15 protein-coding genes and 2 pseudogenes are annotated in these 15,588 nt (G+C 38.7%); 16 read left to right on the forward strand and 1 reads right to left on the reverse strand.

Annotated features, from left to right (window positions below; translation table 11 throughout):
* The first annotated feature begins 24 nt into the window (after window positions 1-24).
* From PTQ34_RS02820 to yihA, 9 genes and pseudogenes are all read left to right on the forward strand, one after another.
* A complete protein-coding gene (locus PTQ34_RS02820) occupies window positions 25-789 on the forward strand; it encodes a TatD family hydrolase (RefSeq protein WP_273931963.1) in 765 nt (254 codons plus the stop codon).
* Between the two features lie 22 nt (window positions 790-811).
* On the forward strand, window positions 812-1,594 hold the full coding sequence (locus PTQ34_RS02825) for a lytic transglycosylase domain-containing protein (protein ID WP_273929929.1): 783 nt from the start codon (window positions 812-814) through the stop codon (window positions 1,592-1,594).
* Window positions 1,595-1,688: 94 nt separating this feature from the next.
* Window positions 1,689-2,177, forward strand: a pseudogene (locus PTQ34_RS02830) (septal ring lytic transglycosylase RlpA family protein); the annotation flags it as partial.
* Between the two features lie 312 nt (window positions 2,178-2,489).
* Window positions 2,490-2,705, forward strand: a pseudogene (locus tag PTQ34_RS02835) (SPOR domain-containing protein); the annotation flags it as partial.
* A 29-nt stretch (window positions 2,706-2,734) separates the two neighbouring features.
* On the forward strand, window positions 2,735-3,307 hold the full coding sequence (hisB, locus tag PTQ34_RS02840) for an imidazoleglycerol-phosphate dehydratase HisB (protein WP_273931965.1): 573 nt from the start codon (window positions 2,735-2,737) through the stop codon (window positions 3,305-3,307).
* Entirely contained in the window at window positions 3,304-3,804 is a 501-nt protein-coding gene (locus PTQ34_RS02845; protein ID WP_273931967.1) for a KdsC family phosphatase, read from the forward strand. The genes hisB and PTQ34_RS02845 overlap by 4 nt, the downstream gene beginning before the upstream one ends.
* Window positions 3,805-3,938: 134 nt before the next feature.
* Entirely contained in the window at window positions 3,939-4,448 is a 510-nt protein-coding gene (locus tag PTQ34_RS02850) for an LPS export ABC transporter periplasmic protein LptC (RefSeq protein WP_273931969.1), read from the forward strand.
* Window positions 4,445-4,918: a lipopolysaccharide transport periplasmic protein LptA gene (lptA, locus tag PTQ34_RS02855; protein WP_273931970.1), complete on the forward strand. Its 474-nt coding sequence runs from the start codon at window positions 4,445-4,447 to the stop codon at window positions 4,916-4,918. Before PTQ34_RS02850 ends, lptA begins: the two co-directional genes overlap by 4 nt.
* Window positions 4,915-5,514: a ribosome biogenesis GTP-binding protein YihA/YsxC gene (gene yihA, locus PTQ34_RS02860; RefSeq protein WP_273931972.1), complete on the forward strand. Its 600-nt coding sequence runs from the start codon at window positions 4,915-4,917 to the stop codon at window positions 5,512-5,514. The genes lptA and yihA overlap by 4 nt, the downstream gene beginning before the upstream one ends.
* 162 nt (window positions 5,515-5,676) lie before the next feature.
* On the opposite strand, the gene PTQ34_RS02865 is transcribed toward yihA, so the two are convergent.
* A complete protein-coding gene (locus PTQ34_RS02865) occupies window positions 5,677-6,894 on the reverse strand; it encodes a glutamate-5-semialdehyde dehydrogenase (RefSeq protein WP_273931974.1) in 1,218 nt (405 codons plus the stop codon).
* A gap of 70 nt (window positions 6,895-6,964) precedes the next feature.
* Here PTQ34_RS02865 and PTQ34_RS02870 point away from each other — a divergent pair, with 70 nt between their 5' ends.
* The 7 genes from PTQ34_RS02870 (at window position 6,965) to ftsA (ending at window position 15,580) form a co-directional block, all read left to right on the forward strand.
* A complete protein-coding gene (locus PTQ34_RS02870; RefSeq protein WP_273931976.1) occupies window positions 6,965-7,906 on the forward strand; it encodes an NAD(P)-binding domain-containing protein in 942 nt (313 codons plus the stop codon).
* A 141-nt stretch (window positions 7,907-8,047) separates the two neighbouring features.
* The gene (gene purU / locus PTQ34_RS02875; RefSeq protein WP_273931978.1) at window positions 8,048-8,878 is read left to right on the forward strand and encodes a formyltetrahydrofolate deformylase; all 831 of its coding nucleotides are present in this window, start codon (window positions 8,048-8,050) and stop codon (window positions 8,876-8,878) included.
* A gap of 313 nt (window positions 8,879-9,191) precedes the next feature.
* Complete coding sequence (locus tag PTQ34_RS02880) at window positions 9,192-9,674, forward strand: tRNA (cytidine(34)-2'-O)-methyltransferase (protein ID WP_273931979.1); 483 nt, start codon at window positions 9,192-9,194, stop codon at window positions 9,672-9,674.
* Window positions 9,671-10,438, forward strand: a complete 768-nt coding sequence (locus tag PTQ34_RS02885) for an endonuclease/exonuclease/phosphatase family protein (protein WP_273931980.1) — start codon at window positions 9,671-9,673, stop codon at window positions 10,436-10,438. Before PTQ34_RS02880 ends, PTQ34_RS02885 begins: the two co-directional genes overlap by 4 nt.
* 57 nt (window positions 10,439-10,495) lie before the next feature.
* The gene (gene glyS / locus PTQ34_RS02890) at window positions 10,496-12,514 is read left to right on the forward strand and encodes a glycine--tRNA ligase subunit beta (RefSeq protein WP_273931982.1); all 2,019 of its coding nucleotides are present in this window, start codon (window positions 10,496-10,498) and stop codon (window positions 12,512-12,514) included.
* Between the two features lie 223 nt (window positions 12,515-12,737).
* Entirely contained in the window at window positions 12,738-14,192 is a 1,455-nt protein-coding gene (locus PTQ34_RS02895) for a peptidylprolyl isomerase (RefSeq protein WP_273931984.1), read from the forward strand.
* An 11-nt stretch (window positions 14,193-14,203) separates the two neighbouring features.
* The gene (gene ftsA / locus PTQ34_RS02900) at window positions 14,204-15,580 is read left to right on the forward strand and encodes a cell division protein FtsA (RefSeq protein WP_273931985.1); all 1,377 of its coding nucleotides are present in this window, start codon (window positions 14,204-14,206) and stop codon (window positions 15,578-15,580) included.
* The last annotated feature ends 8 nt before the right edge of the window (window positions 15,581-15,588 follow it).

Raw genomic sequence — 15,588 nt, forward strand, 5'->3', positions numbered from 1 at the left:
CTTAGAATAAAAAAAGGATAAAAAATGATAATAGATACACATTGCCACCTTGATGATGAGAGTTTTGAGGCTGATTTGGCTGCTGTTTTAGAGCGGGCAAAGGATGCAAATATTGAAAAAATCATTATCCCTGGTGCTAGTATTAAAGATTTACCAAAAGCTGTTAGAATAAGCGAGGAGCAAAAAAATATCTTTTTTGCTGTGGGAGTTCATCCATATCATGTTGATGAGATGGATGAGAGTGTTTTAAGAAAGTTTGCAAAGCATGAAAAATGCGTAGCTGTGGGCGAGTGTGGGCTAGACTACTACCGCTTGCCAGAATCTGGCACTAACGAGTATAAAGCACGCCAAAAAGAGGTTTTCATAGCTCAAATCAAGCTAGCTTGTGAGCTAAAAAAGCCACTTATCGTTCATATAAGAGATGCAAACGAAGATAGCCTAAGTATCTTAAAAGAGTATGAAGACAAGCTAGTTGGCGGTGTGCTTCACTGCTATAATGCAAGCCCTATTTTGCTTGAACTCAGCAAGACATTTTATTATGGTATAGGCGGCGTGCTTACTTTTAAAAACGAAAAAAAACTAGGCGCGATTTTGCCTCAAATCCCAAAAGAGCGTTTGCTAATAGAAACTGACGCTCCATATCTAACGCCAACGCCTCACCGTGGAGAGCGAAACGAACCAGCTCGCACGATTTTTGTGCGGGATAAAATGAGCGAAATTTTAAATCTCTCAGGCGATGAGATTGAAAGAATCACCACACAAAACGCTCTAAAACTATTTGCAATTTAAATTTGCAATTTAAGGAGAAAAAATGAAGTTTTTATCATCATTTTTACTAGTTTGTGTGCTTTGTGGCACTGCATCTGCGTATTTTGTAGAGCACCACATAGACTATCAAAAAGATATAAACATTTTAAGAAATCTAGATATTAGCTCAAACTACATAAAAGATCTAAACTTTGTAAAAACAAAAATCAGCGAAAGCAAAACCTATAAAAAACATCTTTTAAAAGCAATAAACGAGCAATACGATAATATAGTAATCTTGCAAAATATATTAAAAGAACAAAATGTTCCAACTGAGATTTTATACCTAGCTGTAATCGAAAGTGGACTAAAAAATAACTCAAAATCACGCATGGGCGCAGTTGGTATCTGGCAGCTCATGCCTCGCACTGCAAAGGCTATGGGACTAAGGGTAGATAGTAAAGTGGATGAAAGACTAGATCCACTAAAGAGTACAAAAGCAGCTGCAAAATACCTAAGTGAGCTAAAAGAGCAGTTTGGCAAATGGTATCTAGCACTAATTGCCTATAACTGCGGTGATGGCGCACTTCGCAAGGCCATAGCAAGAGCTGGTAGCGATGATATAAAAGACCTACTAGACCCAAATAAAAAATTTGTAGGCTTAGAGACTAGAAATTTCTTGCGAAAAATCATCATCACAGCACAAATTGCTAATGATCTAAATCAAATCATGGGCTCAGATCCAAGGCTATTTAACAATCCAAATGATATAAATATCGCAAAAATCAATGTCAAAGACGCCTTTAAAAACTCAGCTATCCAAAAAATTAAAAGTGCCAAAAAGTAAAGGATAAAAAATGAAAAGCCTGCTAAAATACGCTATAACCATATTTGCTGGTATTTGGTTAGTCTCTTGTAGCTCGCCAATTAGACTATCAAACTATCCAGATAGCTCGCAGGATTTCAAAAGCTCGCCAAATACCAGCGCAGCAAGCCAAAGGGCTACAATGCGTCCTTATACCATAAACGGCAAAACCTACTATCCAACCACCGTAAGCGTTGGAGATACTGCCTCTGGTATTGCTAGCTGGTATGGGCCTGATTTTCATGGTAAAAAAACGAGCAATGGCGAGACTTATAATATGAATGCTATGACAGCAGCACATAAAACCTTGCCTATGAATACCATGGTGCGTGTAACAAACCTAGGCAATGGCGCACAAACCACCGTGCGTATAAATGACCGAGGTCCATTTGTGGCTGGGCGCATCATAGACCTTAGCAAAGCGGCAGCTACTAGTATCGGTATGATTGGGACTGGTACCGCAAGAGTAAAGCTTGAAGTAGTGGGCTTTTATGGTGATGGCAAAAACTACCAAAATACAGGTTCTCTAAGTAGCCCGCCTAGTGTGTATAACTCTAAAAACTGGGGCTCAGGCGTAAGTGGTACTATAATTACTGCTGGCATTAGTGGGGCAATGAGCGGTGGCATAAGTGGCGCAGTCTCATCGGCTAGCTCTGCTGCCAAAAGTGCAGCCAAATCAGCCGCAAACTCAGCTATAAGACAAGCTGTGGATAAAGGCGTACAAAAAGCATCACAAAAAATCTCAGAAACTTTTGAGAAAAACTCAAACTTAGTAAGTCCTAATAATGAATTTACTAGCTTAAATGAAGCTAGCGAAAATAGCGCAAACTTTGGAAAAATAAGCCAAGGTCAGCAAAGCTTTGAGGGTGGTTCATTTATGGTTCAAATCGGAGCCTTTAAAAGGCTAGAAGGAGCTGAGAGTTTTAAAAACTCAAATGCAAATAAATACGGCTATAAAACGCTAATTCGCACCTTTGATATAGATGGAGAAAAGATTTATAGAGTATTTTTAAGCGGATTTAGAAGTGAGGCTGAGGCAAGAGATTTTGTAGAGGCAAAACACTTTGGTGGTGCGTACATCGTGCGTGAGTAAAATCTAGAATTCCTAAAAAAGAGCAAAAAATGGTAGAAATAAAAAGACAAACAAAAGAGACAAATATCAGCGTAAAACTTGAAGTTTATGGCAAAGGCGAGGCAAAGATAAATACTGGCATAGGCTTTTTTGACCATATGCTAAATGCGCTTGCAAAGCACTCGCTAATGGATATAGAACTAAGCTGCGAGGGTGATAGAGAGATTGATGACCACCACAGCGTAGAGGATTGTGGCATTGCTTTAGGTCAGGCTTTTGCTAAGGCTGTTTATCCAGTCTCAGGTATAGAAAGATACGGCGATAGCGTGCTTGTGATGGATGAAGCAGCAGTATCGGCTGCGCTTGATATTAGCGGGCGAGCGTTTTTAGTTTTTAAAGCCAAGATGAAAGATAAAATCGGTGCTTTTGATAGTGAGCTTATCCCTGAGTTTTTCACAGCTTTTGCGCATAATGCCAAAATCACCCTACACATAAAAAAACAGCGTGGCAAAAACGCTCATCACATAGCAGAGGCGTGTTTTAAGGCTGTGGCTGTAGCACTGCGCAAAGCCCTAGCAAAAAACGAACGCATCGGTATGCCTAGCACAAAGGGCTGTTTGTGATAAAAATACTTTTTTTGGATGTGGATGGCTGCCTTAGCGATGGTGGGATTTATACAGGCACAAATGGCGAGCTTTTTAAACGCTTTGATGTAAAAGACGGCTTTGCCTTGCAGCAGTGGAATACCGCACTTGGCGGCATCTCAGCGATAATCACTGGCAAAAGTAGCGATATAGTAGCATTTCGTGCTAAAGAACTAGGGGTTAAATACTGCTTTCAGGGTGTGAAAAACAAGCTTGAAAAAGCAAAAGAAATCTTAGCTTTTGAAGCACTAAGCTTTGATGAGGCTGCTGTCATCGGCGATGATTTAAACGATATTTGCCTTCTAAAAGCTATAAAAAATAGCTACGCACCAAATGACGCTACAAAAGAGGCAAAAAGTGCTGTAAAAACAGTGCTACAAGCAAAGGGCGGATATGGGGCTGTGCGTGAGATGATAGAAGATGTTTTGGAGCTAAACGGACAAAAGCAGGCGTGGATAAAGGGCTTTGTGGGTTAGTGGGAATTCTAGATTTTTAGGAATTCTAGAATTCCTAAGGTTTTTTTAAATCTAGAATTCCTAAGGTTTTTTTCAATCTAGAATTCCTAGGAATTCTAGAATTTTAGCTTAAGCATTAGAACAAAAGGTATAAAATGACACTAAAAATATTTTATTTTCTCATTGCGCTTTTTAGCGTGAGTGTTGTTTTTGGACTTTTTGATAACTCTTATAATTTTGGCTTTAACAAAGATGATGTGAAATTAGCCAATATGAAAGCCCTAAATGTTAAAGCTTACGAGCTAAATGCTACAAATATAGATGCGGTTTATGAAGCAGATGAGGTGGTGCGCTATGATGAGCATGATGAGATTTTTGGCTTTGATGGCTTTTTTCAAAATGATAATCTACACCGCCTAAGCTCGGATTTTGCTATAATCAAAGACAAAAATGTAACTATGAAGCAAAATGCTATGTATCAAAATAGCGATGAAAACCTTACTTACTCATCAAATGAGCTCATTTGGGGCGAGGGTTTTTTGCGCTCAAATGTGCCCTTTACCATCACGCAAAATGGCGATAGAGTAAGTGGGACAAGCGGTAGCTATGATATAAATAACAAAAAATTAAAAGCAAAAAATGTAAAAGGTGAGTTTAATAGATGAAAAAGTTTTTTCTTTCTTTGGCTGTTTTGGCTGGGCTTATGGGCGCTCTTGGTGCTGAGCAGATTGAGATTACAGCTGATAGCTTTGAGGCTGATGAGAACAAGCTTATAGGCAAGCTTGATGGCAATGTTGTAATCAAAAATGGCAGCTTTGATAAGCTAACTTCAAATCACGCAAGAGTGCTTTTTGATGAGAAAAAACAAGCCAAAAAGTATATCGCTAGCGGCAATGCGAAGTTTTGGGTCAAGCTAAAGGGTAAGGACTACGATGGCAGTGGCGCAGAGCTTACTTACGAACCAGCTGAGCAGATTTATACCTTAAGCGGAAATGCTTATTTACACGAGGTAGAAACTGATAAAAAGCTCTATGGCGCAAAAATCGTTGTAAATAAAGCAAAGGGTGTTTATAGCGTTTATGGGCAGGGCAAAGAGCCTGTGAAGTTTATCTTTGAAACTGAAGTGAAAAAATGATAAATATTATAAACGCAAAGTTTATAACCTCAAGCCAAAATTTAAGTCAGTGCCCTGATTTTGGACTTAGTGAGGTGGCTTTTTTGGGCCGCTCAAATGTAGGCAAAAGCTCTTTAATAAACGCACTTTGCAATCAGTACGGCCTAGCAAAATCAAGCTCCACGCCTGGCAAAACGCAACTTATTAACTTTTTTAGCGCAGAGTTTATAGATGATGAGAAAAAAGAGCGCTCGCAGGCTGTTTTTGTGGATTTGCCAGGCTTTGGCTATGCTAAGGTTAGCAAAAGCGTGCAACAGCAGTGGCGCAAAAATCTAAGTGAGTTTTTGCGTGGTCGCATACATATAAGGGCTTTTTTGCACCTCATTGACTCTCGTCACGACAGCCTAGAAAATGATGAAAATCTAAGTGAGTTTATGGCTGAGTTTATCCGCCCTGATCAAAAAATCTTGCGTATTTATACCAAGGCTGATAAACTAAATCAAAGCGGTAAAGCAAAAATAAAAGCAAAAGATAAAAACGCAATCTTAGTAAGTGCGGCTAAAAAAACCGGCATAAACGAGCTAAAAGAGCAGATTTTTAACGCACTTTATTCTTAGGGAATTCTAGAATTTCTAGGGAATTTTAGATTAAATTTTTAGGGAATTTTAGAATTCCTAAGACAAAATTTAAAATTCTTAAGAATTCAAGTTTAGAAAATTTAGAATTCCCTAGAAAATATCTCTACCTAAAAGCTACGAAGTAAAAGACAATTCAAGCACTTAACGCACTTCGCCGTTGCCGTAGATGATGTATTTGTAGCTTGTAAGTCCCTCTACGCCTACTGGGCCTCTTGCGTGAAGGCGGTTTGTGCTAATTCCCACCTCTGCGCCAAAGCCAAACTCGCCGCCGTCATTAAATCTCGTGCTAGCATTGGCAAACACGCAGCTTGCATCAACTTCGCTTAAAAACCTTTGGCAAGCTGAGTAATCCTCGCTGATTATCGCCTCTGAGTGCCCTGAGCCGTATCTTGCGATATGCGCAAGGGCTTCGTCTATACTAGCTACTACTTTTATATTTAGCTTAAAATCATCGTATTCAGTGTCGTAATTTTGCTCGCTAGCACTTTTACACTCTATGATTTTAGCAGTTTTTGGGCAGCCAAAAATCTCTACATTATATTCTTTTAGTAGCGGATAAACAGCGCTTAGAAACTTGCTTGCTACGCTTTCGTGAACCAAAAATGTCTCAGCTGCATTACACACTGCTGGGCGAGAGCATTTGGCGTTTATTGCGATATTTAGGGCTTTTTGAAGCTCCATTGCTTTATCTATGTAAATGTGGCAAAGTCCTTTGTCGTGCTTTAGCACAGGAATTCTAGAATTCTCGCTTACAAAGCGAACGAGATTTTCGCCACCTCTAGGCACTATCATGTCTATAAACTCACTCATGCCCAAAAGCTCTAAAACTTCATCACGGCTTATGTCCAAAAAAGCCACAGAGCAAAAGCCAAGAGGCAAAAATGCGCTATTTAGTGCCTCCATAAACGCTAAGTTTGTAAGGCGTGCTTCTTTGCCGCCTTTTAGCACGCAGCCATTTGCGCTTTTAATTGCTAAGGCTGCGATTTCTAGCGTTACATTAGGTCTAGCTTCGTAGATTGCGGCAATTACGCCTATTGGCACGGCGATTTGGTTTATTTTTATACCTGATTTTGCCACCCAGCCTTTTTTGATCTCGCCTATTACTTCTTTTTGGCCGGCAATGCTTTCTAAACCTGCGCAAATCGCATTTAGGCGGGCTTCATCAAGCTTTAAGCGGTCCTTCATCGCTGAGTTAAGCCCCTTTGCGTTTGCTAGGTCAGCGGCGTTTGCGGCTAGTATTTTTGCGCAATTTTCTCTTACCTTGCTAGCTATGCGAAATATTAACTCGTTTCGTTCGTTTGCGCTAAGTTTTGCTAATTCTTTTTGCGCAATTTTTACGGAATTTAAAATTTTTTTCATTGTTTTACCTAAATATTAAAAAAATTGTGCTTTAATTCTACTATTAAATTGCTTAAACAAAGGATTAAACATGTATGACATCGTAATAATCGGTGGCGGACCTTGTGGTATCGCTTCAGTAATCGAAGCAAAACACGCTGGATTAGCAAAAATCTTATTGCTAGAAAAAGGAGAAAATCACAGTCAAACTATCCGCAAGTTCTACAAAGACGGCAAACGCGTAGATAAAGAGTATAAAGGGCTTGATAGCACTACAAAAGGCTCAATTGAGTTTTTTGATGGCACAAAAGAAAGCACACTAAATTACTTTGATAAATTGCTTGATGAGGGCGAGTTTGAGGCGATTTTCAATGTTGAGGTTGAAAGCGTGAAAAAAAATGGCGATTATTTTGAGATAACTACTTCAAAATCTGGCTTTAAAGCTAAAAATGTGGTGGTGGCAATCGGTCGCATGGGTAAGCCAAATAAGCCTGATTATAAAATCCCGCCTAGTATAATGAATCTTGTGAATTTTAATCTAAATAACTGTGGAAATGGCGAGAAAATCATCGTTGTAGGTGGTGGAAACTCAGCTGCTGAATACGCCTGCGAGCTTGGCAAATGTAATGATGTAACGCTATGCTACCGCAAAGAAAAGTTTACAAGACTAAATGATATAAATGAGGCTGCTGTTTATGAAAGCGAGAAAAATGGCACCTTAAAGCTACTTCTTGGCACTGATATAAGCGAGCTTAGCAATGCCGATGGCAAGGTTTGTGTAAACTTCACTGATGGCAAAAGCGAGGTTTATGATAGAGCAATTTATGCAATCGGCGGCTCAACTCCTGTGGATTTTCTAGCAAAATGCGGAATTGAGATGAATGGCGAAGACCCTATCATTGATGAGCATTTCCAAACCACGACAAAAGGGCTATTTGTAGGCGGTGATATCGCTAGCAAAAAAGGTGGCTCAATCGTAGTTGCGCTAAATAACGCTCACACAATCATAGATTACATAGTAAAAAATAAATAATGCTTTTAAAATCTAGAATTCCTAGCTAGGAATTCTAGATTTGGCAGATTTTTTACTAGGAATTCTAGAATTCCTACTACTTTTATTTCTTGTTTTTTAAGCAAAATCTTCATAAAATCGCAGTTTTTTTAAGGTAAAAAAATGGAATATATTTTAAAAGTTAGTTGTGATGATGAAAAGGGGCTAATACTTCGCATTAGCGAAATAGTCGTAAAAAATGGGCTAAATTACCTTAGCACAAATGAGTTTGTTGACCACGAAAATCATAGATTTTATATGCGAGCGGTTTTAGATGGAGAACTTGAGGTAAAGGGTTTTGTAAACACTCTGCTAGCCTTTTTGCCACGCTCGGCGCAGGTATTTTGCGAGGAGATAAGGCGCAAAAATATAGTTGTCATGGCGACAAAAGAAAATCACTGCCTAGGTGATATTTTGATTAGAGAAAATAGCGGTGATTTAAACGCAAATGTGCTAGCTGTGGTGGCAAATCACGAAGACTTGCGCGAGTTTGCTAGTAAGTTTGATGTGCCATTTATCTGCGTGCCAAGCGATGGAGTGGGGCGAGAAGAGCATGAAAAAATGGTGCTTAATGAGCTTAAAAAGTTTAATTTTGATTATCTTATCTTGGCAAAATATATGAGAATTTTAAGTAGTGATTTTGTCTTAAACTACGAAGAAAAAATTATAAATATCCATCACTCGTTTTTGCCAGCCTTTATCGGTGCAAATCCGTATAAACAAGCCTACGAGCGAGGTGTGAAAATCATAGGTGCTACGGCGCATTTTGTAACTGAGTGCCTTGATGAGGGGCCAATTATCACCCAAGATGTGGTCTTAGTAAATCACGAAATGGACTGGCAAGATATGAGAAGAGCAGGGCGAAATATAGAAAAAGTCGTGCTTACAAGGGCGCTTGATTTGGTTTTTGATGAGAGAGTTTTTGTGTATAAAAACAAAACCGTGATATTCTAGGCTAGTTGGCAATTCGCCTTGCAGCACTATTATAAAAAAAGCCAGCTGCGTGCGCCCCCAGATGAACTATATGTTCTATCCCTGCGGCGCACTCGCTGCCTTTTGTCATACTAGCACCACAATGCTAGAATTGCCGTTTTCTGGGGAATTCTAGAATTCCTTGGGGAATTTTTTAGGGAATTCTAGATTTTTTAGGGAATTTTGGAATTTATTCTAGGGAATTTTAGAATTCCTTAGGGAATTCTGGAAAATTTTGCAGGGAATTTTGGAATTTATTCTAGGGAATTCTAGAATTCCATAAAGAAAGCGAAAGATGTTTAATATAGTTTTACTTGAACCACAGATTCACACAAACACAGGCTCAATAGGCAGAATGTGCGTAAATGCTAATTGTGTTTTGCATCTTATTAAGCCCTTTGGTTTTATTATTGATGATAAGCATTTGCGCAGAGCTGGACTTGATTACTGGGCGAGGCTAGATGTGCGAATTTATGAGAATTTAAGCGAGTTTTATGCTAAAAATGCAGCTGCAGGGAAGCGCAGTTTTTTTGCTACGACAAAGACAGATACTCTATATTTTGAGGCTAGTTTTGAGCCTGGGGATTATTTGTTTTTTGGCAGGGAGGATGCGGGGCTGCCCCAAGCCTTGCTAAAAGAAAATGAAAACCGCTGTATAACAATACCTATGAGCCCCGAGGGTCGCTCGCTAAATCTGGCTACAAGCGTGGGAATTATTACTTATGAGGCAATTAGACAAAACTTTAAGCACTTTAATTTAAGAAAGAGTATAAAATGAGAATTTTAGTTTTAGCGTTATTTTTTGTAAGCTTGCTTAGCGCAAAGATACTAATAGCAAGCTTTAATGTCCAAAATCTCTTTGATGATAAAACAGATGGGACTGAGTATGCTGATTTTAAAAAAGGTGGCAAAAAAAACTGGAATAAAGAAAAATATGAGAAAAAAATCGCTGCTGTTAGCAAGGATATAAAAGAAATTAACGCTGATGTGATTTTGCTACTAGAGATCGAAAATGAGCGTGTGCTAAAAGAACTAGCTAGCCGCACAGGATATGAATATAGCGTATTTAGCAGAGGCAACGATAAAGCCCCAGTTGGCCTTGGCTATCTCTCAAAAAAACAAATTCTAAGCGTAAAAGAATACGCTGTGCCAAGGGTGAAAACTAGGCCGATTTTGCAAATTAAAGTGCGTGAGGCTGGACGCGAGCTAAATATTTTTGGCGCGCATTTTCCAGCTATGAAAAACTCGCTAGAAAAAAGGCTAAATGCCGCAAAAACAATGCTAAGAGCAGTACACGGAGTAAAAAATGCTATAATCTTGGGTGATCTTAATAGTAACTGGGATGATAAGTTTTTACTAAAAGAGCTAAAAAATGACTATACAAGCATTTGGCAGTATAAAAAGGGCTGGAATTCATACAAAAGTGGCGGCACAATAGATCATATAATGATAAAAAATGACCTAGCGCGTGCTGTGAGTGCTGATTTTTGGGTTTATAAAACTAAAAGCTCAGATCATAATGCTTTAATCGTGCAATTTTAAAAATTGCGAAATTTTAAAAAAATTTGCTACAATTTGCGATTTAAAAAAGGATTTGATATGAAAGTTTTGATTGAATTAGGTGTTGAAGAACTGCCTGCGTGGCCGTTTTTACGGGAGTTTGATAATATTTTACCAAAGTGGGACGCAGCACTAGCTAAGCATAATTTCAAAGCTGATTTTAAGCTTGATTACACCCCAAGACGCATCGTGCTAAGTGGAGAACTAGCAGAGTTTGCCCCTGATAAAGAAGTAGAAAACATAGGCGCTCCAAAAAATGTAGCCCTTGATAGTGATGGCAAATGGAGCAAGGCAGCCCTTGCCTTTGCTAGTAAATGTGGCATTAGCGAGAGCGAACTAGCTTTTAAAGAAATAAAAGGCAAAGAAGTACTATATCACAAAAGCATAGCAAAGGGTGTTAGCCTAAAAAGCGTGCTTGCTAGCATTATAGAGGATTTTGCGCTTTCACTTAGCTTTGGTAAGACTATGCGCTGGGGTGATAAGGACTGCGCTTTTATCCGTCCACTGCGAAATTTAGTAGTGCTGCTTGATGATGAGCTACTAGAGTGCGAGCTTTTTGGGGTTCGCTCAAATAAAGCTACTTTTGTTCATAGGGATTTTGGCTATGATAAAGTGGGCTTTGATACAGCAGCGCAGTATTTTGAAGTGCTAGAAAAAAATGCTGTGATTTTAAGCAGTGAAGAGAGAAAATCTAGAATTCTAGCGCAATTTGACGAGCTAGAAAAACAAAGTGGGCTAAAAATAGAGCGTGATGCTGAGCTGCTAGCTGAGGTCGTAGCGATCACTGAGTATCCAAACGCTCATTTAGGAAGCTTTGATAAAGAGTTTTTAGAAGTGCCAAAAGAAGTAATTATTACTTCAATGAAAGAAAATCAAAGGTATTTTGCCCTATTAAATAATGATGGTAGCCTAGCAAACCGCTTTGTAGTAGTGGCAAACTCTACTGCAAAAGATAGCGCGCTAATTGTAGCTGGTAATGAAAAAGTATTGCGTGCAAGACTTAGCGATGCGCAGTTTTTTTGGCATAGCGATCTAAAAAATCCATTTAACGCCGAGAAGCTAAAAAATATAACCTACTTAGCAGGTTTAGGCTCAGTGTATGATAAAGAGCTTAGAGAGTGCGAAATAAGCGCAGTTCTAGCTGATATTTACAGCAGTGAGCTAAAGGCTCTTGGTGCTAGCAAGGAGCTTTTAAAAGAAGCTATTATGCTCTCAAAAGCTGATCTTGCTACAGCTATGGTATATGAGTTTACCGACCTTCAAGGCATCATGGGTGGATACTACGCAAAGCACGCTGGCAAAAATGAGCTAATTTGTAAAGCAATCAGGGAGCAATACCTGCCAAATAGCGATGAGAGCGAGCTTCCTAGCAATGCTTTTAGCTCTGTTGTGGCAATGAGTGCCAAGTTTGATGCACTTTTAGCTCTATTTAGTATAAATAAAATCCCAAGTGGCACAAAAGATCCGTATGCACTGCGCCGTGCGGCTTTGGGCGTTATTAAGATTGCTTTAAAACTTGGTGTGAACTTTGATATAAAAGAGCTTTTGGCAACTTTAAGCAAAAATTATAAAAGCTTTGAGCTAGAGACGCTTTATGATTTCATCCTTGATAGACTTTACGCGCTTTATGAAATAAATCCATCTATCATAAAAGCTTGCATAAACGCTGGTGTAAGCGACCTAGTCCAGCTTGATGCAAATATCCGTGCGCTTGATATAATCGTGCGTGCTGATGGTTTTGAGGTCTGGTTTGATACCTTTAAGCGACTTGCAAATATCCTAAAAGAGGCTAAAATCGGCTCAGTGGATGAGAGCTTGCTAGAAAATGAGAGCGAAAAAGCACTTTACTCTGCGTTTAGAGCTTGTAAGCTAGATTTTTCAAAGCCTAGCGAGTATTTGGGCGAGCTTTTTGGCTTAAAAGGCGATATTGATAGCTTCTTTGATAGCGTAATGATAAATGACCCTGATGAGCGCAAAAAAGCAAACCGCATTGCGCTAATTGGCGGTATTTATGAGGCTTTTATCAAAATCGCTGATATAAAAGAAATCTCTGCGTAAATTTCATCTAGGAATTCTAGAATTCCTAAGAATTGTTATGAAATTTTATCTAGGAATTCTAGAATTCCTAGGTCAAATTTTATTGAAATTACCAAATCCTGTGAAAATATGTGAAAAAATCATTAATTTTTCATAAATTCCGTTAATAAATCCGTGAAATTTTATAGAAATTTAAACATAAATAAGCTAAAATCTCCGCTCTAAATTAAAAGGATTGCTTATTATGATAACTTGGATGCAAAAGCACAAGAAGTATCTTGTCGTTACTATTTGGATAAGCACGATAGCTTTTGTGGGTGCTGGTTTTGTGGGCTGGGGAGCGTATGATTTTAACAAATCTCGTGCCACATCAGTAGCAAAAGTAGGAGATATAGATATCACCATGCAAAAGTTTCAAAGCGGATATTCTAGGCTTTATAGCTTTTATGCAAATAATCTTGGTAGAGATATAAGCGATGAAGAAGCCCAGCAAATGGGGCTAAAAGAAGCTACTTTAAATAGCCTTATTCAAGAAAGTCTTTTGCTAAATTATGCTAGCGAGCTTGGACTTAGCGCAAATGATGATGAAATCATAGCTGAGCTAGTAGCTACACCTAGCTTTCAAACAAATGGTGCTTTTGATGTAAAACAATATGAAAGTGTGCTAAAATCACTTCGCACAACACCTAGCGCATATGAAGCCGAGCTAAAAGACAAGCTTATTTTATCTAAGCTTTTTAGAGCATTTAACCTTAGCGCAAATGAGATTGATACCGAGCTAATAGCCGCTAATGCTTTATTAAACGATGAAATATCAGCAAAAATCATCACAGCATCTGTGATAGAAGTAAGCGAAGATGAGCTAAAAGCAAGCTGGGAGAAAAGCAAGGATTTATATCTTACTAGCCAAAAATACGAGCTTTTAAGCTACTTTATCCCAGCTAGCAAAGAAAATGCTAGCGATGAAAAACTAAAAGCCTTTTATGAAGAAAATCGTGGCGATTACAGAGATGGCGAAGATAAAATAATGAGCTTTGAGGATGCAAAACCTGCTCTTATAGCTGACTTTGCCCTAAAAAATGCTAAACGAGCTGCCCTTGAAGAATATGTAAAAATCAAAAAAGGCGAGAGTAACGCAACTGCAAGCACTCTACTAATTTCAAATGAAGATAGCAAAAATCTAAATATAGATGAGATAAAAAAAGCTAAAAAGGACGAGGTGCTAAAACCTATGGAGAGTGATGGCGGCTTTATGGTAGTAAAAGTTCAAAATATCATAAAACCACAGCCAAAAAGCTATGAAGAAGCAAAAGAGCAAGTAAAAGCCTCGGTCATGGCAAGCAAAAACAAAAAAGCCCTAGAAGAAAGCGCAAAAATAGCTCTAAATAACAAAGCTGACTTTAATCTAAGCGCAAAAGTATCAAAAAACGATACTGAGATTTTAGGACTTAGTGCAGAAAATAGCGTAGCTCTCATAAATAAAATTTTCTCAAATAACGCAAAAGATGGCTATATCGTCTTTAATGATATGGCGGTAGCTTATGAAATAAAAAAGCAAAATTTGCTTGATGTTGAGAAATTTAACACCTTTAAAATCGCTTTTAGCTCAAATGCTGCGGCTTTAAAAAACTCTCAGCTAGAAAATGGCTTATTAAGCTCTCTTGCTAAGAGATATAAAATTGAAAAGTATTATAAATAGAAAGGCAAATAGTGTCAGCTAAAATCTTAGGTATAGATATCGGCTCTACAAAGATATGCGCAGCAATGGCAGAGCTAAATGCCAGCAACGAAGTATCTATTATAGCAGTAAGTTGTGCTGAGTCAAAAGGTATCAAAAAAGGCGAAATCAAAAATATAGAGCTAGCTGCAAGCTCTATCCAAACAGCGGTAAATGATGTACTTCGCATCGCTGGGACAAACTATAATAAAGTAATAGTATCTATTAACGGCAAATCAAAAAACCTTGATAGCAAGGGCATGGTAAATATACCAAACAAAGATGTAACCATAAGTCAGATTGAAAGGCTAATGCAAGATTTGTGCTATAGAGCAAAGATAGAATATGAGTATGAAGCGATTCATGTGCTGCCTTATAACTTTAAGCTTGATGACCAAGATAATATCGAAGACCCGCTTGGTATGAGTGGTTCTCGTCTTGAAGTAGAAGCGCAGATAATCACAGTTCAAAGAGCAGCTGTAGTAAATCTGCGCAAAGCCATAGAAAAAGCAGGGCTAAGGGCTGATAATATCGTGCTTTGTGGCTATGCTAGCTCCATTGCTACTTTAAATGAGGATGAAAAACAACTTGGAGCTGCACTTATTGATATAGGTGGTGCTACTTGTAATATGGTAATCCACGCAGGAAACTCTATCCGCTATAGTGATTTTTTGGGAGTGGGGTCTACGCTTATTACCACTGATCTCTCAGCTGCGCTTCACACGCCAATTGCTAAGGCTGAGGAAGTAAAGATAAAATACGGCTCACTTCGCTCTAGGGTAGAGGGGCAAATAGACCTGCCTGATATCGGTGATGAGAATGCTAGTAGATCTGTATCTGTATCTATAGTTCAAGATGTCATCATGGCAAGAGTAGATGAGACTATGAGAATACTAGCTGAGATGCTTGGTAGCTCAAACTACAGACATCTTATCAGCGCAGGTGTGGTGCTAACTGGCGGTATGACAAAGATCGAGGGGCTTAGAGAAATCGCAACTCTTATCTTTGACCGCTTACCAGTTCGCATAGCTCGCCCTAGTGATATAGAAGGACTTGATGATAGATTTAAAGAGCCTATGTATTCTTGTGCTATTGGTCTTTGCTTGTATGGAGCAGGGCATTTTACGCCTTATGAGATAGATAGTGAGCGCAAGATGCGCTACCATGGCGAGAGCGATGGTTTTGATGAAAATGGGCTTAGCCAGGGTGCTGAGTTTGCGGAGTTTGGTGATAATGAGCCGATGTTTGAAGAAACTGAGGTAAATGAGAGTTTAAACCTAAGAATAGAAAGCGAAGTGCCACAAAAAGCACAAAAAGCTAAAAATTATTGGACTGATAAAGTCATAAACAAAATCAAAAATTTATTTTAAGGGGTGAA

The organism is Campylobacter magnus, from assembly GCF_028649595.1.
GTDB classification, from domain to species: domain Bacteria; phylum Campylobacterota; class Campylobacteria; order Campylobacterales; family Campylobacteraceae; genus Campylobacter; species Campylobacter magnus.

Excerpts from the sequence above, each read along its gene's own strand:
- purU (WP_273931978.1), top strand. The coding sequence starts at position 8,048 with ATGGAATATATTTTAAAAGTTAGTTGTGATGATGAAAAGGGGCTAATA.
- PTQ34_RS02895 (WP_273931984.1), top strand. The coding sequence starts at position 12,738 with ATGATAACTTGGATGCAAAAGCACAAGAAGTATCTTGTCGTTACTATT.
- hisB (WP_273931965.1), top strand. The coding sequence starts at position 2,735 with ATGGTAGAAATAAAAAGACAAACAAAAGAGACAAATATCAGCGTAAAA.
- PTQ34_RS02850 (WP_273931969.1), top strand. The coding sequence starts at position 3,939 with ATGACACTAAAAATATTTTATTTTCTCATTGCGCTTTTTAGCGTGAGT.
- yihA (WP_273931972.1), top strand. The coding sequence starts at position 4,915 with ATGATAAATATTATAAACGCAAAGTTTATAACCTCAAGCCAAAATTTA.
- PTQ34_RS02885 (WP_273931980.1), top strand. The coding sequence starts at position 9,671 with ATGAGAATTTTAGTTTTAGCGTTATTTTTTGTAAGCTTGCTTAGCGCA.
- lptA (WP_273931970.1), top strand. The coding sequence starts at position 4,445 with ATGAAAAAGTTTTTTCTTTCTTTGGCTGTTTTGGCTGGGCTTATGGGC.
- PTQ34_RS02820 (WP_273931963.1), top strand. The coding sequence starts at position 25 with ATGATAATAGATACACATTGCCACCTTGATGATGAGAGTTTTGAGGCT.
- PTQ34_RS02825 (WP_273929929.1), top strand. The coding sequence starts at position 812 with ATGAAGTTTTTATCATCATTTTTACTAGTTTGTGTGCTTTGTGGCACT.
- PTQ34_RS02880 (WP_273931979.1), top strand. The coding sequence starts at position 9,192 with ATGTTTAATATAGTTTTACTTGAACCACAGATTCACACAAACACAGGC.
- PTQ34_RS02865 (WP_273931974.1), bottom strand. The coding sequence starts at position 6,894 with ATGAAAAAAATTTTAAATTCCGTAAAAATTGCGCAAAAAGAATTAGCA.
- glyS (WP_273931982.1), top strand. The coding sequence starts at position 10,496 with ATGAAAGTTTTGATTGAATTAGGTGTTGAAGAACTGCCTGCGTGGCCG.
- PTQ34_RS02870 (WP_273931976.1), top strand. The coding sequence starts at position 6,965 with ATGTATGACATCGTAATAATCGGTGGCGGACCTTGTGGTATCGCTTCA.